Origin of the sequence: Lacticaseibacillus parahuelsenbergensis, assembly GCF_030770265.1 — a bacterium.
GTDB lineage: Bacteria > Bacillota > Bacilli > Lactobacillales > Lactobacillaceae > Lacticaseibacillus > Lacticaseibacillus casei.
Genome location: NZ_CP132482.1, coordinates 2715393 through 2736737, shown reverse-complemented (window position 1 = coordinate 2736737; position 21345 = coordinate 2715393). Strand labels below are relative to the sequence as shown.

At 49.2% G+C, this 21345-nt stretch carries 22 protein-coding genes; 16 read left to right on the top strand and 6 right to left on the bottom strand.

Translation table 11 applies throughout. The features are described from left to right. Positions 1-50 precede the first annotated feature (50 nt). Entirely contained in the window at positions 51-776 is a 726-nt protein-coding gene (locus tag LACPH_RS12725) for a GntR family transcriptional regulator (protein WP_274785227.1), read from the bottom strand. 223 nt (positions 777-999) lie between these two features. Here LACPH_RS12725 and LACPH_RS12720 point away from each other — a divergent pair, with 223 nt between their 5' ends. From LACPH_RS12720 to LACPH_RS12645, 16 genes are all read left to right on the top strand, one after another. Next, a complete protein-coding gene (locus tag LACPH_RS12720; RefSeq protein WP_306387716.1) occupies positions 1000-2325 on the top strand; it encodes a PTS sugar transporter subunit IIC in 1326 nt (441 codons plus the stop codon). A gap of 41 nt (positions 2326-2366) precedes the next feature. After that, entirely contained in the window at positions 2367-5006 is a 2640-nt protein-coding gene (locus tag LACPH_RS12715; protein ID WP_274785156.1) for a glycoside hydrolase family 38 N-terminal domain-containing protein, read from the top strand. A gap of 1 nt (position 5007) precedes the next feature. Then, complete coding sequence (locus LACPH_RS12710; RefSeq protein ID WP_274785155.1) at positions 5008-6300, top strand: glycoside hydrolase family 125 protein; 1293 nt, start codon at positions 5008-5010, stop codon at positions 6298-6300. Next, entirely contained in the window at positions 6297-7181 is an 885-nt protein-coding gene (locus LACPH_RS12705; RefSeq protein ID WP_274785154.1) for an ROK family protein, read from the top strand. The genes LACPH_RS12710 and LACPH_RS12705 overlap by 4 nt, the downstream gene beginning before the upstream one ends. A gap of 10 nt (positions 7182-7191) precedes the next feature. Continuing rightward, positions 7192-8592, top strand: coding sequence for a glycoside hydrolase family 1 protein (locus LACPH_RS12700; RefSeq protein WP_274785153.1), 1401 nt, complete (start codon positions 7192-7194; stop codon positions 8590-8592). 47 nt (positions 8593-8639) lie between these two features. Next, on the top strand, positions 8640-8954 hold the full coding sequence (locus LACPH_RS12695; protein WP_274785152.1) for a PTS sugar transporter subunit IIB: 315 nt from the start codon (positions 8640-8642) through the stop codon (positions 8952-8954). A 15-nt stretch (positions 8955-8969) separates the two neighbouring features. Continuing rightward, a complete protein-coding gene (locus tag LACPH_RS12690; RefSeq protein WP_274785151.1) occupies positions 8970-9296 on the top strand; it encodes a PTS lactose/cellobiose transporter subunit IIA in 327 nt (108 codons plus the stop codon). 27 nt (positions 9297-9323) lie between these two features. Beyond that, entirely contained in the window at positions 9324-10514 is a 1191-nt protein-coding gene (locus LACPH_RS12685) for an EndoS/ChiA family endoglycosidase (protein WP_274785150.1), read from the top strand. Between the two features lie 213 nt (positions 10515-10727). After that, a complete protein-coding gene (locus LACPH_RS12680; RefSeq protein WP_274785149.1) occupies positions 10728-10877 on the top strand; it encodes a hypothetical protein in 150 nt (49 codons plus the stop codon). A 177-nt stretch (positions 10878-11054) separates the two neighbouring features. Then, positions 11055-13100 carry a BglG family transcription antiterminator gene (locus LACPH_RS12675; protein ID WP_274785148.1) on the top strand — a complete coding sequence of 682 codons (2046 nt, stop codon included), beginning with the start codon at positions 11055-11057 and terminating at the stop codon, positions 13098-13100. A 40-nt stretch (positions 13101-13140) separates the two neighbouring features. Next, positions 13141-13767: a bifunctional 4-hydroxy-2-oxoglutarate aldolase/2-dehydro-3-deoxy-phosphogluconate aldolase gene (locus LACPH_RS12670; RefSeq protein ID WP_274785147.1), complete on the top strand. Its 627-nt coding sequence runs from the start codon at positions 13141-13143 to the stop codon at positions 13765-13767. Positions 13768-13783: 16 nt separating this feature from the next. Then, on the top strand, positions 13784-14248 hold the full coding sequence (locus tag LACPH_RS12665) for a PTS sugar transporter subunit IIA (RefSeq protein ID WP_010490815.1): 465 nt from the start codon (positions 13784-13786) through the stop codon (positions 14246-14248). 20 nt (positions 14249-14268) lie between these two features. Beyond that, the gene (locus LACPH_RS12660) at positions 14269-14556 is read left to right on the top strand and encodes a PTS sugar transporter subunit IIB (RefSeq protein WP_010490817.1); all 288 of its coding nucleotides are present in this window, start codon (positions 14269-14271) and stop codon (positions 14554-14556) included. 55 nt (positions 14557-14611) lie between these two features. Beyond that, positions 14612-15988, top strand: a complete 1377-nt coding sequence (locus LACPH_RS12655) for a PTS galactitol transporter subunit IIC (RefSeq protein ID WP_010490819.1) — start codon at positions 14612-14614, stop codon at positions 15986-15988. Positions 15989-16031: 43 nt separating this feature from the next. Further along, on the top strand, positions 16032-17177 hold the full coding sequence (gene dgoD, locus LACPH_RS12650) for a galactonate dehydratase (protein WP_025013330.1): 1146 nt from the start codon (positions 16032-16034) through the stop codon (positions 17175-17177). Positions 17178-17210: 33 nt separating this feature from the next. Continuing rightward, positions 17211-17810: a hypothetical protein gene (locus tag LACPH_RS12645; RefSeq protein ID WP_274785146.1), complete on the top strand. Its 600-nt coding sequence runs from the start codon at positions 17211-17213 to the stop codon at positions 17808-17810. A gap of 96 nt (positions 17811-17906) precedes the next feature. Here LACPH_RS12645 and LACPH_RS12640 read toward each other — a convergent pair whose 3' ends face one another. From LACPH_RS12640 to LACPH_RS12620, 5 genes are read right to left on the bottom strand one after another with little or no spacing between them, the layout of a single operon-like run. Further along, positions 17907-18431, bottom strand: coding sequence for a hypothetical protein (locus LACPH_RS12640; RefSeq protein ID WP_274785145.1), 525 nt, complete (start codon positions 18429-18431; stop codon positions 17907-17909). Beyond that, positions 18421-19056: an ATP-binding cassette domain-containing protein gene (locus tag LACPH_RS12635; RefSeq protein WP_274785144.1), complete on the bottom strand. Its 636-nt coding sequence runs from the start codon at positions 19054-19056 to the stop codon at positions 18421-18423. The genes LACPH_RS12640 and LACPH_RS12635 overlap by 11 nt, the downstream gene beginning before the upstream one ends. Positions 19057-19066: 10 nt before the next feature. After that, entirely contained in the window at positions 19067-19786 is a 720-nt protein-coding gene (locus tag LACPH_RS12630) for an LPXTG cell wall anchor domain-containing protein (protein WP_274785143.1), read from the bottom strand. Further along, on the bottom strand, positions 19786-20466 hold the full coding sequence (locus LACPH_RS12625) for a hypothetical protein (protein ID WP_274785142.1): 681 nt from the start codon (positions 20464-20466) through the stop codon (positions 19786-19788). The genes LACPH_RS12630 and LACPH_RS12625 overlap by 1 nt, the downstream gene beginning before the upstream one ends. After that, on the bottom strand, positions 20456-21238 hold the full coding sequence (locus LACPH_RS12620) for a hypothetical protein (RefSeq protein ID WP_274785141.1): 783 nt from the start codon (positions 21236-21238) through the stop codon (positions 20456-20458). The genes LACPH_RS12625 and LACPH_RS12620 overlap by 11 nt, the downstream gene beginning before the upstream one ends. Between the last annotated feature and the right edge of the window lie 107 nt (positions 21239-21345).

Sequence of the window (21345 nt, the reverse complement as noted above, 5' to 3'; positions counted from 1 at the left end):
GGCACATTAAGAGATACTGATCCAACAACTTGTGACCTCAAACAACAGTATCACCCCAAAAAATTTGGCAATTTTCGGTGAATGTTTAAAACAAACCGGGAATGATCGTGAATGAACCGCGAAACCGAGTATTCGAATGCGTGGCCCTTTTGGTCGTATGCTGTTTGTTCAATGACGAGTACCGGGCTGCCTTTTTTGATATCAAGGGCGTCGGCGGTTTCGGCATCGGCTTCGGTTGCGTATAGAATGCGGCGGGCATCGGTTAGCTGGATGTTGCGGTTGCCGAGATAATCGTAAATCGAGCCTTTCAGAATATCCTTGTCTAACGGCGCGATATTGGTGGGCATAATGGTGTGTTCAAGGCTGTAATAGCGGTCATTGATGAGACGAACCCGTTTGATGTCATAGACAGGTTCATTACTTTTAATGGCAAGGTTTTTCTGCTCGGTTTCGTTGGGCAAGCGCGCATCAAAATACAGCAGTTTACTGGAGATGTTTTGATCGCGGTGTGAATAGGTCGCTCCAATTGGCGCATCAAGCGGTAACAGTTCCTTGTCGTCTTCAGTTGTCCGTGCGCGCACAAAACTACCTGATCCTTGCTGACTGTAAATCAGGCCTTCATCCTGTAAGAGTTTTAGCGCTTTTTTAATGGTTAAACGGCTGGTGTGGTAAGTTTCCGCCAGCTTTTTTTGTGTGGGCAGCGGCTTACCGGCGCGATAGTGGTTCGTTAAAATGTCTTTTTTAATGTCTGAATAAATTTCCGAATAAAGATACAACACCGTCACCTCAATGGCTTACTTGTTAAGCGATTATAACATAAGCGAATGATTTGATAAGCCATATTTTCAAGCTAGTCAAGATTGAGCCAGCGTTATCTGACAGCATCGCATAATTTGTATATATAAAATGTAAATAAGACTTTACAAAAATTAGGGAAACCGGTAAACTGACGATTTTGGAAAACGTTTTCTTTTTAAAACTACTTAGGGGTGATGCATGATGAAGTTCAATGTGGATAAGCTTCAGGAGCCGTTGCTGAAGGCTTCGATGTGGGTGCAGAACAACACGATTCTCCAAGCTGTTAAGAATGCTTTTGTTCGGACGATTCCATTTACGGTGATTGGATCGTTTTCGAACCTGATCAAGATGCAACTGGATGCGTTGATTAAGTCACAACATTTAAATTGGGGTTGGTTGACGAGTCTGAGTCAACTTTTTGGTTATCTCGGCGTCGCTACGCTTGGCATTGTTGGCTTGATTGTGGTGGTTTCCAGCGCCTATTCCTACGCGGTTGAATTAAAGCGGCGTGATGAGAACAAAGGTATGAATGTCATTATTGCCACCTTGTTGGCCTTTTCCGCCTATTTTGTCATGGTACCGAACAACGTCAACTTCGCCGATCCTAAAGCTAAAGTCATTGAAGGATTTGCGGCGTCGCTGTTCAGTTATGAAGGGATGTTTACCGGCTTGATTGTCGGGATGTTAGCCGTTGCGCTGTTTGCTTCCTTCAGCCGGTCCAAGTTCACCATCAGGATGCCGGGGAGTGTCCCGCAAAATGTGTTTGACTCGTTTTTTGCCTTAATTCCAATGTCCGAAGTTTTGCTGTTGTTCGGATTGGCCCGGATCGGTCTTCAGGCCATGGGCTACACCAGTTTAATTCAGCTGATTTCAACGGTCATCATTAAGCCGTTACTGACAGTCGGCACCGGATTACCAGCTATTATTGTTGTCATTTTATTAGAACAGATCCTGTGGTTCCTTGGGTTGCACGGCTTCAACATTGTCTGGGGGATTGTTTCCGCGTTTTGGCTGCCGTTATTCCTGCAGAATGTGGCGAAGTTTGCGGAAACCAAAAGTTTTGCCGGCATCTCGATTGCGCCGAACACGATGACCAACGTTTACGCGATGATCGGCGGTTCAGGGGCAACATTTGGCCTCATCATTGCCATGCTGATTTTTACCAAAAAAGGTGAAAAAGAACGGGAAGTGGCTAAATTGGCCTTGGTGCCGGGGTGCTTTGGGATCAACGAACCGGTTATCTTTGGCTTGTCGATTGTCTTGAATCCGATCATGTTCATTCCGTGGATTTTCGTGCCGCTGTTTAATGCGATTGTGGCTTATGTGGTGACTTCGATTGGCTGGGTAGTGCCGCTCGTGGTTTTAAACTCGGGTAATGAGCCGATTTTTGTCAGCACCTGGATCCTTGGCGGGTTGCATATGAGTCCGGTGATTCTGACGGCCGTTTTAGTTGTCATCGATATTTTCCTCTACGCACCGTTTGTCATTATGAATCAACGCAGTGAACGGCGGTTGGCTGCGGCATAGTTGGTAGACACGGCATGAAGACAGAAAGAAGAATTTGATTAATGCAAAAAGTTCACGTGATTGCCCACACGCACTGGGATTTTGAATGGTACTTCACGCGTCAACAGGCCCGGGTTCAGTTTGCGTATCATATGGCGGAAGTGTTGCAAGCACTTGAGACGAATCAACTGGATGCGTATTTACTGGATGGTCAGATGGCGATTGTCGATGATTATTTGCAGACCAATCCCGAACAACGCGATCAAATGCGCAAATTTATTCAGGCGCGGCGGCTGTTTGTCGGCCCGTGGTATACGCAAATTGACGAGATGGTCACCAGTGGCGAATCCATTGTGCGGAACCTGCAACTTGGCCACAAACTGGCTGCTGATTTAGGCGGCGTTATGAAAGTCGGCTATCTGCCTGATTCGTTCGGGCAGGGGCAGGACATGCCGAAGATTTATCACGGATTTGACATCAGCTCGACTGTCTTTTGGCGGGGGATGCCGCATGAAAAGAACGCGCGTTACTTTTACTGGACCGCCAATGACGGCTCCAAAGTGTTGGCCGCCAATATTAAAAACGGCTACTATGCCGGCGTTGAGCTGATTGAAAATGACGATATGGCGAGTTTACTTCACCGCATTGCCACCGATACGCAGGCGCATGATTTGGTTTTGCCGGTGGGCGGTGACCAGCGCGCAGTTGATTTCAATTTGAAGGATCGGCTGCAAATCGCCAATGCGCAACAAGATGAATTTGACTTGGTAGAAGACAATTATCCGGACTTTTTCAAGGACTTGGCGAAAACGCCGGACTTACCAACTTATCAAGGCGAGTTTGTGGATCCGTCCGCCTCGAAAATTCATCGCGGTATTTACTCATCACGGGCTGATTTGAAAGAGCTGTATGATCGGCTGGAACATCTGATGGTCGATGTCGTTGAACCGCTGATGGCCGTTGCGGCGCATCACGGCATTGAAGCCCAGTCCGGCATCGTCGAAACCATCTGGAAAAGCATTGCCCGCGGTCAGGCGCATGATTCTTCCGGCGGTTGCAATTCGGATGAGACGAATCGCGACATCGCCCAGCGCGGCGTTGATGCCTTACAGTTGGCGGAATCGCTTCGTGACTATTTATTACGCAAGTTGGCTAGCAATGCCCCGGATTCGTTGAACGTTTTCTTTTGGAACTCGACGATTCAATCGGTTCACCAGACTGGCCAGATCACCGTTGCGACGCGAGAGCCGCATTTTACGCTGAAAAATGAAACCGGCGAACCGGTGGCGTTTGAGGTGCTGAAGCAAGAACAAGTCGATAATGCCGTTTTGCGTGGTGATCCCGCTCAAGAGACGCCGGACATCTATTATCGCACGACCATTGCGGTGCCAGTAGTCATTGATGCGCTGGATTGGGTGGGCTTGACGCTTGAGCCGGCGCACCAGCAGCTGCCGTTGCGAACCAAAAGTACCACGATTAGCAACGGGGTTTACACGCTGACTTTTGAGGGTGGCAAGCTCTTGTTGACGGATCATCGCACGCAGCAAACCTTTATCGATCCGCTTCATTTCGAGGATGGCGGCGATGCCGGGGATACGTATGATTACTCGCCACCTGATGAAGACTGGCTGCTTGGCTTGTCGCTTGCGCAGGCCGAGGTGACTGGCCATCAGGGTAAGTTGGTGAGTGACCTGATTTTCCGCGGAAGCTGGCAGTTACCAGGCAAGTTGGCCGATCGCAAGGTGCAAAAGGCCGACGTTGCGATGCCATATACGCTGGTATTGCAACTGGCCGCTGATGATCCCGTGATTCGATTTGATTTGACGGTCGAGAATACGGTACGCGATCACCGGCTGCGGCTGGTGCTTAAGACGCCGATCAAGGCAAAAGATAGCTATGCCGATACTCCCTTTGGCGTGGCAATGCGTCCGGTCGTTGATCCACATCTGAAGGACTGGCAAGCCATCGGTTATCATGAGGAGCCCACTGCGCTGCGACCGCTGATTCATTTTGCCAACAGCCACGACCAAAAGACCAGTTGGACATTCCTTGGCTTAGGTGAAAAAGAGTGCCAAATTGTCGGCGAGCAGTTTGATCAGTTGGCAGTGACGATGTTTCGTGGAGTCGGTTACCTCGGACGGCCAGATTTGAAGCGTCGGCCGGGGGATGCGTCTGGCTTGCAAACCCGGTATGTGCCAACCCCTGACAGTCAGCTGTTGGGAACGCGGCACATGCGCGGCGGTATTTGTTTGGATGCCACCTTTGATCCGGTTGAATTACAGCGCCGGGTGCAGGCACTGGCGATTGGCAGTCTGGGTTACCAAAACCAGACAATTGATCGCTTCACCACGTCGTTGCAATACTTCCCGATTAACGCAAATCAAACGCCACTGCGACATCACTCTGCGATTGAGTTAATCGGTTCGGACTTGGTCGTTTCCAGTGTTAGCGCTACTTCGGATGGTACGGGATATCTCGTCCGGCTTTATAATCCGACCGATCAAACCTGCACGGAAACAGCAACGCTTCATTTGGCCCAACCCGCCAGCGTTCGCTTGTTGAATCTCAATAATGAGGTTCGGCAAACAGTCGCAACGGATGTGACAGCATTCGAGTTGCCTGCATTTAAGCCGGGTGAGATTCGGACTTATGGCATCTACCCGCGCCAATCGCCATCAGTGGCAGAAAAGGAGCACGCATAATATGGAAGAAAAGTCAGCGTTGGCAACAGCCTTAACGGAATATGCTGAAGCCCATCCACTACCGGATACAGCGACCCAGACAATGTTTCGGACATTATTACCCGACGCGCTGGTTAAAGCGACCCGCCGTCAGCCTGATGGTACGTATTTTGTTGCGACTGGCGATATTCCGGCAATGTGGCTGCGGGATGCAACGTTTCAGGTGCTGCCGTATGTGCAACTCATCAAGGACATCCCTGACCTGAAGCCGATACTTGAAGGGGTACTGCGCCGCGAACTGGCTTTTGTGCGGCTTGATCCTTATGCGAACGCCTTTAATGAAACGACTAGTGGCGCGCATTGGCGGGCGGATGACGAAAGCGATCGGCCGATGTCGCCCCAAGTTTGGGAACGAAAATTTGAAATCGATACTCTGTGTGCGCCGTTGCTGTTGGCGGTGAATCTTTACGCCGAAACCGGGGATGCCAGCATTTTTGACATCGACTTTTGGGCCACGTTCACGCTGATTCTGACGATTTTTGAACAGGAGCAGCATCATGAGCGGTCGCCATATTTCTTTCGGCGGTCGGACGCGGATGAAAACGATACGCTTCCCAACAACGGATTAGGCAATCCAATTGGCGAGACCGGCTTGATCTGGGACGGTTTTCGACCCAGTGATAATCGGTGTGAATATGGTTTTCATATTCCGGCCAACCTGTTAGCCAAAACGGTTTTGACCCACTTATTGCCATTGATGCCGGTTGATGAGCGGTTACTGGCCAAGCGGACACAGACGTTGGTGGCAGCGATTGAGCAAGGCGTCATGACATACGCGATTCAAACGTTGCCGAGTGGGGAACAAGGCTTGGCCTATGAAGTCGATGGCCTTGGGCACGCCCGCCTGATGGATGATGCCAATGTCCCAAGCTTGTTGAGTCTGCCGTTTTTAGGCGCCATCGCCGCGGACGACCCACTTTATCTGGCCACAAAGGCATTTGTACTCAGTCCGCAGAATCCTTATTACTATGAAGGAAAAATGTTGACCGGTATCGGTAGCGAGCACACGCCGCCAGAATATGTCTGGCCGATTGCGGTGGCAATGGAAGGCTTGGTCGCAACGACCGCCGCGGATAAAATGGCCAAGCTGTTATTGCTGGTGGCGACAACCGGCGGAACCGGTCAATGTCACGAAGGTGTTCAAAAGGATGATCCGTTGCAATATACCCGCACGTGGTTTTCGTGGGCGAATATGACGTTTTGTCAGTTGGCGCTTGATGTGATTCAGCAACAGGAACAGGAAGGATTGCGATGAGTTTAGCGGTGATCGATATTGGCGGCACCACGATCAAATTTGGTGGCTACAGTGCCGAAACCGGTCTTTTTCAGCAAACCAAGGTTGCAACGCCGAAAACGTTGGCAGCCTTTTATCAGTGCCTGCAACAACAGGTGGCGGCGTTGCGGCAGATGACCGAGGTGACTGGCGTGGCGATCAGTAGTCCCGGCGTTGTTGATCAAGCGGCCGGCATCATTCGGGGTGCCAGTGCGGTGCCTTATATTCATCATTTTCCGATCGTGACCGAGTTAACAAACCGCTTGGAGCTGCCGGTCACAATCGAAAATGATGCGAACTGCGCGGCGTTGGCTGAAGTGCAGGCAGGTGCGGCTGCCGATGTGCGCGATGCGATTTTTCTGGTGCTTGGAACCGGCGTTGGTGGGGCGGTGATTCTGAATGGTCAGCTGCATCGGGGCCGTCATCTGATGGGTGGCGAATTCGGTTATATGTGGCACGGCGATGACGATTCCGTCAGCCATCTTGGCACGCTGGTTAACACGGTGGCACGTTACAATCGGCGCCACGGTACTCACCTGGATGGCAAAACGCTATATGAGCAGGCACACAAGGGTGGTCAGGAAGCCAAAAAAGCCGTTCAGCGCATGTTCAATGTTCTGGCCACGACCATTTTCAATTTGCAATATAGTTTTGATCCAGACTGTTTCGTCATTGGCGGCGGGATTTCCCAAAATCCACATTTATTGGCCGATTTGGAAGCGGCGCTGGATGCGGTCATGGCGCAAACCGAACTGGCACCGGTGCGGCCGGTTATTCGGATTGCCAAGTTTCAAGCCGATGCCAATCTGTATGGCGCGGCGGTTCATTTTCAACAACAACGTCAAGCCGGTTTGATCCGCTAGAAAGGAAGTGATGGCCATCCAATTTGCAGCTGATTTTACCTGGGGTGCGGCCACAAGCGGTCCCCAAGCAGAAGGTACGTTTCACAAAAAGCATGAAAATATCTTTGATTATCATTATCACACGCGGCCGCAGGATTTTTATCACAATGTCGGCCCGGATGTAGCGTCAAACTTTTACAACGATTATGAGCAGGATTTGAAACTGTTGAAGCAGGCGGGGGTTCAGGCGCTGCGGATTTCGATTCAGTGGACGCGGTTGATTGATGATCTTGAAGCGGCCACGGTGGATCCGGCAGGCGCGGATTATTATCGACGCGTGTTTGACGCGATGCATGCGCTGGGGATCACGCCGTATGTGAACCTGCATCATTTCGATCTGCCTATTACCTTGCAACAGCGTTATGGCGGCTGGCAGTCCAAGCACGTTGTTGATCTGTATGTGAAATTTGCCCGGCAGTGTTTTGAACTTTACGGCGATCAGGTGACGCACTGGTTTACGTTTAATGAGCCCAAGGTGATTGTGGACGGCCAGTATTTATATCAATTTCACTATCCCAATCTAGTTGACGGTAAGGCGGCAGTTCAGGTTGCGTATAACCTTAATTTGGCTAGTGCCAAGGCGGTGGCGGCATTTCGCGAGATCAACCAGCATCCGGATGCAACCATTGGCACGATTATCAACTTGACGCCGGTTTATCCGGCTTCCCAGTCCGCTGATGATCGGGAAGCGGCGCGATTCGCGGAGCTGTGGGCCAATGATTTGTATTTGGAACCGGCCATTCATGGGCGTTTCCCGGAAGCGCTGGTCGAACGACTCAGGCAGGATCATGTTTTGTGGGCGTCAACGCCTGAGGAATTGGCGGTCATTGCGGCCAATCACATTGATGTGCTCGGCGTGAATTATTACCATCCTTGTCGTGTGCAGGCGCCGGATGTGGCACCTGACAGCCTACAGCCGTGGTTGCCGGACATTTATTTTGACGAGTACAAAATGCCCGGACGCAAAATGAATCTCGACAAAGGCTGGGAAATTTATCCCGACGCGCTATATGACATTGCGATGACCATCAAAAAACGTTACGGCAATATCGACTGGTTTGTGGCGGAAAATGGCATCGGCGTTGCTGACGAGGAGCGCTTTTTGCAAGACGAGGTGGTGCAGGATGATTACCGGATTCAATTTATGACCAATCACCTGCGTTTCCTGCATCAGGCGATTGAAGCCGGCGCCAACTGCCATGGCTATTTTGTCTGGACCGGGATTGATTGCTGGTCGTGGCTCAATGCCTATAAAAATCGATACGGCCTGATCCGCAATAATTTGCGCAATCAAACGAAATCGTTGAAAAAATCCGGCTACTGGTTCCGCCAAGTTGCGGCCATCGGTTATGTGCCGGACGCCGATTCCTGACAAGCGCGCGTTGAAGAATCGACATAATAGAAAAGAGGAACTTCATCATGGCTGAAAATCCGAAAACAATCATGCTGGTTTGTGCGGCAGGAATGTCGACCAGTATGTTGGTTAGAAAAATGACGGACGCTGCTGAACAAAGCAAGGCGAACGTCAAAATCTTTGCAGCTTCGGCAGCAGATGCAAAAGACAAGTTGGCAGCCGAGCATCCTGACGTTTTACTGCTCGGTCCCCAAGTGCGCTATTTGGAAGGCGACTTTAAAGCAGCTTTGTCGATACCGGTCGCTGTCATCAATATGTCCGATTACGGCTTAATGAAAGGCGATCGGGTTTTACAGACCGCGCTTGATTTAATGGCTTAAGGGGGGACGAGGCTCATGAACGAACAACAACAATTGGTCGTGATGCAGCTGATTATGGCTGGCGGCAATGCGAAGAATGCCGCATTTGAAGCCATTCGAGCTGCGAAAATCGGCGACTTCAACCAAGCAAAAGCTAAACTCAAAGAAGCCGATCACTTCTTAGCCGATGCACATCAAGCTCAGACCGGCATGTTGACCGCGGAAGCAAATGGCCAGCATCAAGCTGTGTCACTTTTGATGGTCCACGGCCAAGATCACGTCATGACTGCCATTACATTTCGCGACTTGGCTGAGGAAATCGTGGCGTTGTACGAACGGTTGGGTGAGAAGTCAGCAAGCTGATTTTGCTTGATTGGGAGGGGCACGACAATGAAAAAGGGTTTTAAGATACGGTGGGTAAGCTGGCTGATCATCGCCAGCGGGATCTTTTTAAGTCTGATGATGAAGCCGCAGTCAGTGTGTGCGTCAGCGGAAACGCCGCAAAAGACGTTCATGGTTTATTATCGCGCGTGGCGGGACCAAGCCATGCACGGGGTTAATACAACAATTTTGGATCCGAATCCGCAAAGCATGCTGGATTTGCCATATGGGATTGATATTATCAACGTGTTCAGCTACGTTCCAGCCGGTCAAGAGGCCAAGGCGCAACCGTTTTTCGATAAGTTGAAAACCGTCTATGCACCGGAAATGCATCGTCGGGGCGCAAAACTGGTTCGCGCTTTGGATTATGGGCGTATGGTCGATGGCTTAATTCAGCAATATGGCAAAAATCCAACCGCAAGCGAGATTGATGATTATGTGCAGACATTGATCTATGAATTGTCCGGTCAATGGGGACTGGACGGCATCGATATTGATATGGAACAGTACCCAGATGCCGAAAAAGTTGCGTTGTCAGATCGTATTATTCAGACAATGGGACAGTATCTAGGCCCCAAAGCGGGAAATGGCACCTTATTGATTTATGATACCAATGGCAGTTACCTTGCCCCGTTTGAAAATGTCATGGGCTACTTTTCCAAGCTCGGGTATCAACAATATGGCAGTGGGCCAAGTCGAACCGAGAAAATGCGCCAAACGTATACGATGGCTGGGTTTCCACAAGATCGGTTGCTGGCTGGATTAAGTTTTCCAGAAGAGGGCGATCATAATCGCTGGTATGACACCGATCCCAATCATTTTTTACGCTCGAACATGCATACGGTTGCAACGTTTTCGCGTGAAAATTTAGGCGGTATGTTTGTCTATGCCGTTGATCGCGATGGCCGAACGTATGAAGAACCGGATTTCAGTCACATTCGCAAGACGACCTATCGCTGGACGAAAACCGCGATTCTAGAAACAAAGGGTTATCCATTAAATGAGATTAAGGCAGCGGCATATCGCCACTTGAAAAAGATAGCGCCGAGGATCTCACCGATACAATATCAACTGCTTCACCGGCAAATTAACCAAGCAACCAATGCTTTTGAAGTTAACAGCGTCTTCATGAAGGATGACTTTAACGGTGCGGTTGATCCTACTTTTGATGCTGTTAAGCAGATTCAGACGGATAGGTGAATGCGTCGACAGTTGTATCCAAGATTACATTTTTAACGATATCGAGTTATTGCTGAGATTGGCGTAACCTTCACATTAGCTTAATAAGACGAGTGAAATTTCTGTAGATCGGAAAATTCACTCGTCTTTTGTTGTCTCAGAGGATAGTTAGTCGACTTCTTTAAATGAGTAAGTGCCAAGGGGGAGCAATCGGAGGCTGGAGGGGGCTCAGCCGTGCAAACAACACAGCGACTGGGCTTGTCGCTGATGTTGTTAGGCGACTTTGAGACAGCGGGTTTCTGGCTCAAAGCGCCGTCACAGCGTTCCAGCACCCTCTGGCCGGAGATTGCGGAGTTTGGCACGGCAAGGAACTCATTGGGCTAGATCTTTAGTGCCTTTTTTCTCCCCAAGCAAAAACCCATAACCACGCGCTTGAGGCAGACATAAGTTCACCTTGAACATTCCGGATCCGAATGGGGTGGACAAAAGCCGGAATGAAAGCGCCGTCATACGGGCGGTTTGTCCCGTACAATTGATATTGGACCTGGAGGTGAGGGTTGAGTGAAGAAACGCAATCTGCAAATCCTTTCAGAAATTATTCGGCATCCTAATTTGAAAAGTGGTGATTTGGAAAAACAATTTAAAATTACGCGGCGCCAACTTGCTTACGCCTTGGCCCAAATTAATCAGGAGCTAGTGGATCATCAGCTGCCCAAGATTACCCGGACCCCGCGCGGTGAGTTTGTTACCCCAAGCGAAGTAGCTGACTTTTTCAACGTCCAGGCAACTGAAGCGCCGCAACCTTATGTATATCGCGAAGAAGATGAGCGCATCTTGCTCATTTGCCTGTATCTACTGGTCAGCGACGAGTTGTTATCACTGGTGCACATCTATGATTTCAGCGGGGTGAGTCGGACAACCACGTCAGCTGATTTAAAAGCAGTTGCCCGATTCCTCGACGAGCGCCAATTGACGCTGAAGTACACGCGGCAGGCAGGCTATTTTATCGCCGGTTCCGAACAGGTGATGCGTAACCTGTTGAATTATCTGGTCACCCAGCTGTTGACGTATGACGATGGTCGCAGCTCAATCGAGCAGTTAGGCAAGGTGCCCACAGAGCAAGTCATTCATTTTATTCACAAAATCGAAAATGTCCGGAATGTCACGTACTCCGATGAATCGTTTAGCTTTTTAATGCTGGCAGTGCTGATGAACGTGACGCGCAATCTATCGCATCGCGCCAAAGATACACCATACTTTGAGCATCAGATCAGCGATACGCAGGAGTTTGCACAGCTAAAACCGCTGATTCCGCAGTCGTGGCTAACGAGTGATTCGGATGCGGAGTGGTTGGTGATTCTGCTGTTATCGGCCAACACGATTCGTGGGGATGTCGGGGTCGCGGATCAAGCGTTGGTTGCGGCGATTCGTACCATGGTTGCCAAATTTGAACAACAGACGTTCATCAAAGTGGCGGATCAGGATGACTTTGTGAAACGGCTCCTCGCCCACTTGCGACCGGCGATCTTCCGCGTCCGCTATGGCTTGCATCTGCGCGATATCGGCGTCGGGCAGGTGATGGCCGCCAATCCCCGTCATCGGTTTCTGGTCGACACCATTGATGCGATTATCGAACCGCTCGAGAAGCTGACGGGCAAAACCATCCCCGAAGATGAGCGCAACCTCATTGCCTTTTATTTCGACGGTGAGCTGGAAAAGTCCGCCGACTTACACGTCAGTAAGGAGCGCGCCGCAGTGGTTTGTACCAACGGCTTGATCGTTTCCAAGCTGATGATTCAGAATCTGCGCCGGTTATTTCCGGAAATCAGCTTTTTATCCGCTACCTCTGCGCGCGAATTCGAACACTTTTCCGGTGACTACGATCTGGTTTTCACCACGGTACCGTTAAAAACGTCGGCGCGGCAATATATCATCCACCCGTTGTTAAGCGAAGATGAGCAAGTTCAATTGCGGTACCGCGTCTTGAATGATATCGGCGTGAAAAATATCCAAACGGGCATTTCGGCATTGACCGCGATTGTGCGTAAACACGCCAAGATTACGGATTCTGCGGGTTTAGATCATGCCTTGCGCCGGTTTTTAGCCGATCAAGGGGTTGAGGAAATGCCGGAAGTTCACCAGCCGCGCTTGTCAGCGTTGACGGCGCCGAATCTGATTCAGATCGGTCAAAGTCGCGATTGGCAAAACGCCTTGCAGCAGGCAATTGAACCGTTGGAACGACTGGATTATGTGACTGATCCGTTTCGCCAAACGTTGATCGACGAGACAGCAGCTGCGGATAATTACAGCTTTATTGGAACGGAGGTCGCCATTCCCCACACAGTTCCGGAAAACGGGGTGCTCAACAATGGCTTTGCCTTTTATATTCTGAAACAACCGGTGATTTATCCAAACGGGTTTCACATTCGCATGATCGTGCCGATCGCCGTTAAAGACACCGATCAGCACCTGCAAGCGATTCAAGAACTATCGGAGATCATTGCTGACACTACCACTTTGAAGCAGTTGTTGAATGCTAAAAGTGGCCAGCAGGCTTATGAAATCTTGCAACGTTACGAAAGCAAATCAGGCGCAAACCTGAAATAAAAAAATTAAGCAACACGTTACGAAATACAAGGAGGGCACCATGGAATTATCTGAATATCCAACTTTTACCGTGATTATGCGCAGTTACACGCCGGAGCAGGCCGATGCGATCATGCAGGCCATGGCCGGTTTTGAAAATCAGTTCGGTGTTGAAGTCACGATGAATACGCCACATGCGCTCGACATTATTGAGAATGGCAATGCCCAATATGGCGATCGTATCCACATCGGGGCCGGAACCGTCACAACGCTGGACGAAGCAAAGGCAGCGATTGCCAAAGGTGCCAAGTTCATGCTGAGTCCGATCGAATTCACGGACGACATTTTCGCTTATGCTAAGGCGCATGACGTCATCACGGTGCCGGCAGCGATGACGCCGACTGAAGTGCACGACATGTTTGAAAAAGGCGCCGACATTGTCAAAATTTTCCCGGCAACCACGGTTGGATCAGACTTCTTCAAAGCGATTCAGGCGCCACTTGGTAAGTTGCCATTAATGGCAGTTGGCGGTGTGTCGCTGGCAAATGCCAAAGACCTGTTGACGCATGGGACCAGTTACTTGGGCATCGGTTCCAAAATGTTCAACGCTGAAGATTTGGCTAACCGGAATGTGGACGGGTTGGCGGCTTCTATGCAAGCCTTTGTCGATATCAAATACGCACTATAGAAAGGGGCTTGGATCTGTGGCGGTTGATTTAGTCATTGATAAAAAATTATTACTGCCTCACTTGGAGGCAACGGACAATCTGGACGCGTTGAGCCAGATTGCCGACAACTTGTTTGCGCAAGGCTACGTCAAGGAAGGGTATAAACAGGCGATTCTTGATCGGGAAGCCACGTATCCGACCGGCCTGCCATCACCGCGACCGACCGTAGCGATTCCCCATGCAAATTATCAGCTGGTGAAAAAGACCACCATTTCGGTCGCCACCTTGGCTCATCCGGTTAAGTTTCACGATATGGGGGATGTCAACAACGTCCTGGACGTAGACGTCATCATCATGATGGCCATTGGCGAACCGCATGGCCAGGTTGAGATGCTGCAGAAAATCGTCGATGTCATTCAAGACGATCAGTTACGCCACGCCATTGCGGACGCAGCGGATGTGGATGGTTTGTATCAATTGTTGGCGAAAACGTTTGAATAAAAAATGGAGGTAAAGAAATTATGGCTGCTCATATTTTAGTTGCATGTGGTAATGGTATCGCAACGTCAACGGTGGTTGCGTCGAAGATTAAGAGTTTTTTGGCAGAAAAAGGGGTTGATGTTGAAACGACCCAGACGAAGTTAATGGAAGTGCCGGGCAAAGTCGAAAACTACGATTTGCTGGTAACGACTGGCCAGTTTGAAGGGCAAACGCACGGGGTTCCGTATATTCATGGTCTGCCATTGTTAACCGGCGTTGGGGCGCAAGAGACTCTCAACAAGATTTACGAGACGGTTAAAGACAAGTGAGCAGGTGCGTCAACAAGGTCGGGTCAATCCGACCGAATTGGAGGGATAACGTTTTATGAATATCGTAATGGACGTCTTTAACTGGTTAATTGCCGCCGGTCCAACGGTGTTACTGCCAGTTATCATCACGATTATCGGCATGATTTTTGGCCTGCGCATCGACAAAGCGTTTAAATCCGGGCTGACGTTGGGAATTGGTTTTGCCGGGATCAAATTGATTCTGGACTTCATGACCACCAATGTCGGACCGGCTGCCAAAGCCATGGTTGAGCGAACCGGTGCCCATCTGACCGCACTTGATGTCGGCTGGGGTTCCATTGCCGCTGTGACTTGGGCATCACCGATTATCGCGATTCTGATTTTTGCTATTTTGGCCGTTAACATTGTGCTTTTGATCATCAAGCGCACGCATACGCTTGACGTGGATATTTGGAACTATCACCACATGGCCATTGTCGGCGTCATGGTTTACTTCGTCACGAAGAACATTGCGCTTGGCGTAGGTTCATCAATTGTCATGGCGCTGGTCACTTTCAAGCTGGCCGACTGGTCACAGCCGATGACCGAAAAATTCTTCGGCATGCCTGGCGTGTCCTTGCCAACCGTCTCGGCACTGTCGTCATTGGTGATCGCATGGCCGTTGAATTGGTTGTTGGATCGCATCCCATTTATGCGGCGCAATAAGTTCTCCATTCGTGATGCCCAGAAGTATTTAGGCTTCTTCGGTGATTCGATGATCATGGGGCTGTTAATCGGGATGGCCATTGGCTTTTTCGCCGGGTATAACCTCATGAAGATTATGCAATTAGGTGTGTCAATGGCGGCGGTTTTGGTCCTGATTCCAAAAATGACCTCGCTGTTCATGGAAGGCTTGATGCCAATTTCCGACTCCGCGCAAAAATGGTCAGAAAAACGGTTCAAAGGCCGCAAGCTGTTTATCGGCTTGGACGCCGCCGTGGTTGTCGGGAATGCCGATGTTATCACGACTGCTTTGATCATCATTCCATTGACCATCCTGATGGCATTGGTTTTGCCTGGTAACCAGGTCTTGCCATTTGCTGACTTGGCGGTTGTGCCATTCCGGGTGGCCTTGGTTGTGGCACTGACAAACGGCAATTTGCTGAAGAACATCATCATTGGCTTGGTCGTCACCGCTTCGCTTTTGTGGTGCGGGACTTCGACAGCGCCGGTTTTGACGGAAATTGCCAAATCAGTCGGCATTAAACTTGGTGCCAACTCGCTGTATATTTCATCATTTGCGGCCACTTCGATGATCCAAAGCTTTGCGGTTTACTTCGCCTTCACTTGGCATCCACTGATTTCGATTCCGGTATTGTTAATTATTTTCGCCGGTGTCTGGTACTTCTTTGACGGGATCAAACATGTCAATGCGGCGATGGACGCCCAGAACCAGAAAAGTGCCCAAGCTTAATCGTTAACGACGTTGAAACTGTTTTGAAGGGAGCATTTTTGAATTGAAACTGTCAGATATTAAAGTTTACAAAGTTAAGCCACGATGGATTTTTGTTAAATTGTCAACCGATGAAGGCATCACGGGCTGGGGGGAAATGATCTCCGGAACCAAAACGGAAACCGTTGTCGCTGGCGCCTATGAAATGGGCAAAAAGTTAATCGGCCGTGATCCGTTCGAAATTGAACGGCTGTGGCAGGAAATGCACCGCTCCTTCTTCCGTGGCGGTCCAATTAACGGCACCATCATTTCTGGTTTGGAGATGGCACTTTGGGATATCAAAGGCAAAGCGCTTAATCTGCCGGTGTATGAACTACTCGGCGGGGCGGCGCGCGATCGCATTCGGGTATACTCCTGGATCGGCGGCGATCGGCCATCCGATGTTGCCGAACAGGCGCAAGCGCGGGTCGACAAAGGCTTCACCGCGATTAAAATGAATGCCACCTCAGAACTGCACTATATTGATTCCTACAACAAGGTGCAGGCCGTCGTTGATCGCGTTGCTTCCATCCGTGATCAGGTCGGCGATAAGCTCGAAATCGGCATTGACTTCCACGGACGGGTTCACCGGCCAATGGCAAAAGTACTGGCGCATGCGCTGGAACCATATCATCCGATGTTTCTGGAAGAAGTCGTGTTACCGGAAAACTGGGATTCGTTTGATGACATTGCCCGCGAAGTTTCCATTCCGCTGGCAACCGGCGAACGGCTTTACACGCGCTGGGACTTCAAGAATCTATTTCGTCAAGGGGCCATTGATATCGTGCAACCGGATGTAGCGCTGTGTGGCGGTATTTTGGAAACCCGCAAAATTGCGGCTATGGCTGAAGCCTTTGACATGGGCGTTGCCCCGCATGCACCGTATGGACCGGTATCACTCGCAGCAACCCTGCAAGTTGACGCCTGCACGCCAAATGTGTTCATTCAGGAACAAAGCCTGGGCATTCACTACAATCAAGGCTTTGACCTGCTCGACTTTGTGAAAAATAAAGAAATTTTCCAATACAAAGACAGTTATGTTCAGTTACCAAAAGGTCCGGGTCTCGGAATTGATATGGACGAAGACAAGATCAAAGAAGTTGCCCAGGAAGGCTTGGTTTGGAACAACCCGTCTTGGAAGAACTATGATGGCACGATTGCCGAATGGTAAAAGTCGCGGATTGAAAGCTTGGGGGCACGTGAGATGACAGATGTAACAGCAACGGCACTCTTGTTAGGCGGACTGCTTTATCTCGAGTGGCAGCAGCAACGACAGCTGCAAATCAAAACCAAGTCCTCTTGGCTTAAAGTCGTGGTCGCCATCGTTGCAGCACTATTAATCGTTGCGCTGTTCTGGTCGACAAACACCATCAGCAACCTCCGCCTCGTGATTTTGGCGATTCTGGTGGCAAGTGTCGGGCTGTATCGCCAGGGGTTAGGCAAAACCAAAGTGATCACGTATGGCTCGGTCGCGCATGCAAGTGACTACCGGCGCTACGATCGGATCATCACTGAAACCATCAAGCAAGGTACCATGGTCACCTTTTGGTCTAAAAAAGGCGGTAGCTACTCCTTGATGTTTGATCAATCTGAGGCCCAGATCCGCCAGTTCTTCAAGAAAAACCTGCCGCAAAACGTGGCACTGTTAACTGCGGAAGAATGGGCCACGTTGGAGAACCGCGACGCTCAAGATGATCGTCAGCGTCAGGCAGACATGTTGGCCGCGATTCGTAATCGGCCGCAGCGGAATCGATTGCCGTGGCAGAAACGAGGACGGCGGTCTGAAGCGACGCGCAAAAGTTGAATAAACAAAGAAAGTCCCGAGTGATCGGGGCTTTTTACGTATTGTGATGAAGATACTTGGATAACATGAGAATTGATTCTCATAAGTAAGCTCAAATTATTCCAGCAACAGCGAATATTTCACATAATGATTCGCCGTCGGCACTAAAAAACTGAATCTCATCTTCTGATTGCGTAACGCATAATTTGCTTGCGTTGTCGTGAAATGCAGCGTGATGGGTTGTTTGGCAGCTAAAAGATGTTCGGTTTTATGAATGCGCTGGTTGTCTTTATCCGTGACATCAGCCGTTGCAGTGCTGATGCTATAGGGGATGTTCAGCCACATATTTTCCAAAAAATTGGGGTTATTTTTCTTATGCCCATAATCGGCCGGGCCGGTTTGTTTGATTGTCAGTTTAATCGGTACCAAGATTTGACTTTTGCCTTTTGAGACATGGGCGCTGCGAATCATGAAGTCGACATTCTTGGCATGAATGAATTGATTTTGATGAATGAAGACTTCTTTGGTAACGCCGAGTGATTTGGGGTTGGCATTGACTTCGTGGTAACGGAAAATACCGATCAACATCACTAAGATTAAGACCAGAAAAGTCATTATCAAAAGTTTATGTTTAGTGCGCATCACTGATCGTCCCTTCCTTCACCAATAGTTTTTGAGTCGCCACCTGCTCCACGAAATCGTGGTCATGCGAGGCGATGATGAAAGTGGCGCCTTTGGCATGATAATCTTGAATGAGTTGGACCAACTTGCCGATGGCGTCATGATCTAACGCATTGGTGGGTTCGTCCAAGACGATCAGCGGATAGCCGCCTAAAAATGCCTCCGCAATGCCCAGTTTCTGCTTCATGCCTAGAGAAAACTTGCGAACTTTTTGCTTGGGAAATCTTGTGAGGTCAAAATAAGTCAGCAAATCCTGAATTTGCGATGATTGGATACTGGGGTCTAGTCTAGCCAGTAATTCCAGATTTTTAGCCGCTGTGAAGTCCTCGATCAGGCTGGGGTTTTCGATTAAGATGCCGGCTTTGATCGGGTAAGCATCTTGCATCCGCACGGTTTTGCCGGCGACCATTACATTGCCGGTGACGGCGATAAGACCTAGCAACGCTTTTAAAATCAACGTTTTTCCAGAGCCGTTGATGCCTTCAAGTGTTGCAATGTTGCCGCGGTCAATGTTGGCATTGACTTGGTGCAAGAGTTGCCGATGCTTGATGACTTTAGCTACCTGATGTAATTCGATAAATGTCATGAAGTCCTCCTCAAGCTAACTTGATGTTGCGGTCAACGATGATGTAACTTAGCGTCATTACGATGGCGATGCCGAGCCAAATCAGAATAGCATTCCATGTTCCTGTGGCTGGAAGTCGGCTGAGCATCAGGAAGCCGAACGGGTTGTGACGATTTGCCGAATAAGCGGTCGCAATGAGGATAGCGGCAGGGATAACCAAAGCGAGTGGTGGGTTAAGTCGATTGACAATGGCCTGAATTAACAAAAGTGTGAAAACGCCTAGCCAAGTAAGGTAAAGAAGTTCGCTGAAGGTCCCTGGGGTGGTGGAAAGCCCCGCTCGCGATGTGGCGATTGAGGCTAGGAACGTTGAGGTCATTGTCGACGCACAATAGGTCGTTGTGATGAAACCCAGCAATAGCAAATTGACATTGGCAAACTTCCGCGGGGGTATTTGTAATCCACGCAGGTGCATCGTGCGCGCCTGCCACAGCTGCTTGAAGCTGTTGAGCGAAATTAAAAGCGGGGCAAAGAAATAAACAAACCACAAGACCGGCAAAACAACATGATGGGTTTCCACCATGGCGTAACTGGTACCATCAAAAAACAGGTTGATGACGGATGTGTGGGGATTGCCAGCGATCTGGAAAGCGAGCGTGATAATGGCGAGGTTCATAAAGATTAACCAGAAAAGCAAGCGAATCCGAATGATGTGCCAGTAAAAGAAAAACTGATTTTGGAACAGTCGCCACACTATAAATCCCTCCTCCCGATAATCTGTGTCATGACTGCAACGAAGAACAAAGTAGCGCCTAACATGATGGTTTCTTTGCCAAGCAAGACGAAATTAGTATCTGCACTGGTAAAGTCGAAGAATAAAGAAGGCATTGTGGCAGTGGCAAGGTAAAAAGATAACGCGCTGATGGAAAAGCTGATAAGAAATGCGATTAACTTACTTTTGGTTGCAAAGGTGAGTGTGATTGCAATTAGCCCTAGCAGAAAACACGCTGTCCACAAATAAACGGCGCGTACCAAAATCGTAAGCCAGATTGCCGCCAAAAAGTAAAAACGGTGGCTGACAGTCATGATCAAAACGGTGCCAACAGTCCAAACGCCAGCCATGATGATGGTGATTAAGCAAAGCCGATATAGCGCTTGAAGAACGACCACTTTTCGCGATTGGTGAAGCAGAATATCTTGTGAACGAATCTGGATAGTGGCGAGTAATACAAGCAGGTAAGTCGGAATCAGTCCGCAAAAGATTAAGTAGCGAGGGAAAATAATTACGATCAGATTTTCCGGTGACATAAGTTCTTGGTTTAAGCTGTTGCCGCCGATTAAACTGATGATGAGCGTGATCAACGCACAGACGACGTAAATTTTGAGAAATGCATGCGTGAGTAGATTCTGTTGACGGATGACATTACGGTACAAGATGCTTCACCCCGATTTGGGAAAAGGCAATGCAATAGATCAGCATCAGCAAAGTGACAATGCCAGTGACCGCGAGACTGACATTGGTTGGGGCCATTTCATGTAAAAAGTCAGCGGGAGAGTAACTGACAGAATTAGGTAACTTGATGAAGCTATTGAGCATCAACACAACAATTTGCGCAACCAGTCCTAGACTCATGGCAACAAAGGCGTTTTTGATCCAAATCGCCGTCACCGTCACAAAGACAGAAAAAAGACCTGCCCAAGTGCTTGCAAAAAGGATAGAGATAGCGGCGTGTAATAATGGGTGGGCGTAGTAAAGACTGACCAACAGCGTGCTTTGGTTAATTAACAGGATATTACTGTTCAACAGGTTGTCCGGTTTTATATTGGGCAAAACGGTAAAGTAAAACGCAAAGTTAAGCAACAATGCCAATGTAATGATGGCAAAACCGGTTAAAAAGGCAATACCAATATAGGACCACATGACCTTTTGCAATGAGGATTGCAATTTAACCTTTGCAAATAAGCCAGAATCAACATCGTTTTTCAACAAGGTTCCGGCGGGGATGCTGGCGATCAAAGGCAACAAAATAAAAAAGATGACTGGTAAAAAACTGAAAGGGTCAATCGACAGCCAACGGGTATAAGGAGAATTGCCGGCGGGGATCGGTTTTAATAGTTGAATCATCTGTAATGCACAGATCGATACGGCGATGACACCGGCTAAAACCACTCGTTTCTTGGGTAAACGCAGCCATAAAAATGCCAATGTATAAACACCTCGTTAGGAACAAACAACGCTCGGCCGAACATTTTGATGAGATCTTGTCCGAGTGCCACTTGCCTAGGTTTTAGATTCACTTGTTGCGGTCTTTT

What these genes read in the sequence shown, in the direction of transcription:
- LACPH_RS12635 (WP_274785144.1), bottom strand. Translation starts at nt 19,056, where the DNA reads ATGACATTTATCGAATTACATCAGGTAGCTAAAGTCATCAAGCATCGG.
- LACPH_RS12720 (WP_306387716.1), top strand. Translation starts at nt 1,000, where the DNA reads ATGAAGTTCAATGTGGATAAGCTTCAGGAGCCGTTGCTGAAGGCTTCG.
- LACPH_RS12655 (WP_010490819.1), top strand. Translation starts at nt 14,612, where the DNA reads ATGAATATCGTAATGGACGTCTTTAACTGGTTAATTGCCGCCGGTCCA.
- LACPH_RS12700 (WP_274785153.1), top strand. Translation starts at nt 7,192, where the DNA reads ATGGCCATCCAATTTGCAGCTGATTTTACCTGGGGTGCGGCCACAAGC.
- LACPH_RS12640 (WP_274785145.1), bottom strand. Translation starts at nt 18,431, where the DNA reads ATGCGCACTAAACATAAACTTTTGATAATGACTTTTCTGGTCTTAATC.
- LACPH_RS12670 (WP_274785147.1), top strand. Translation starts at nt 13,141, where the DNA reads ATGGAATTATCTGAATATCCAACTTTTACCGTGATTATGCGCAGTTAC.
- LACPH_RS12705 (WP_274785154.1), top strand. Translation starts at nt 6,297, where the DNA reads ATGAGTTTAGCGGTGATCGATATTGGCGGCACCACGATCAAATTTGGT.
- LACPH_RS12690 (WP_274785151.1), top strand. Translation starts at nt 8,970, where the DNA reads ATGAACGAACAACAACAATTGGTCGTGATGCAGCTGATTATGGCTGGC.
- LACPH_RS12710 (WP_274785155.1), top strand. Translation starts at nt 5,008, where the DNA reads ATGGAAGAAAAGTCAGCGTTGGCAACAGCCTTAACGGAATATGCTGAA.
- LACPH_RS12685 (WP_274785150.1), top strand. Translation starts at nt 9,324, where the DNA reads ATGAAAAAGGGTTTTAAGATACGGTGGGTAAGCTGGCTGATCATCGCC.
- LACPH_RS12695 (WP_274785152.1), top strand. Translation starts at nt 8,640, where the DNA reads ATGGCTGAAAATCCGAAAACAATCATGCTGGTTTGTGCGGCAGGAATG.
- LACPH_RS12660 (WP_010490817.1), top strand. Translation starts at nt 14,269, where the DNA reads ATGGCTGCTCATATTTTAGTTGCATGTGGTAATGGTATCGCAACGTCA.
- LACPH_RS12715 (WP_274785156.1), top strand. Translation starts at nt 2,367, where the DNA reads ATGCAAAAAGTTCACGTGATTGCCCACACGCACTGGGATTTTGAATGG.
- LACPH_RS12645 (WP_274785146.1), top strand. Translation starts at nt 17,211, where the DNA reads ATGACAGATGTAACAGCAACGGCACTCTTGTTAGGCGGACTGCTTTAT.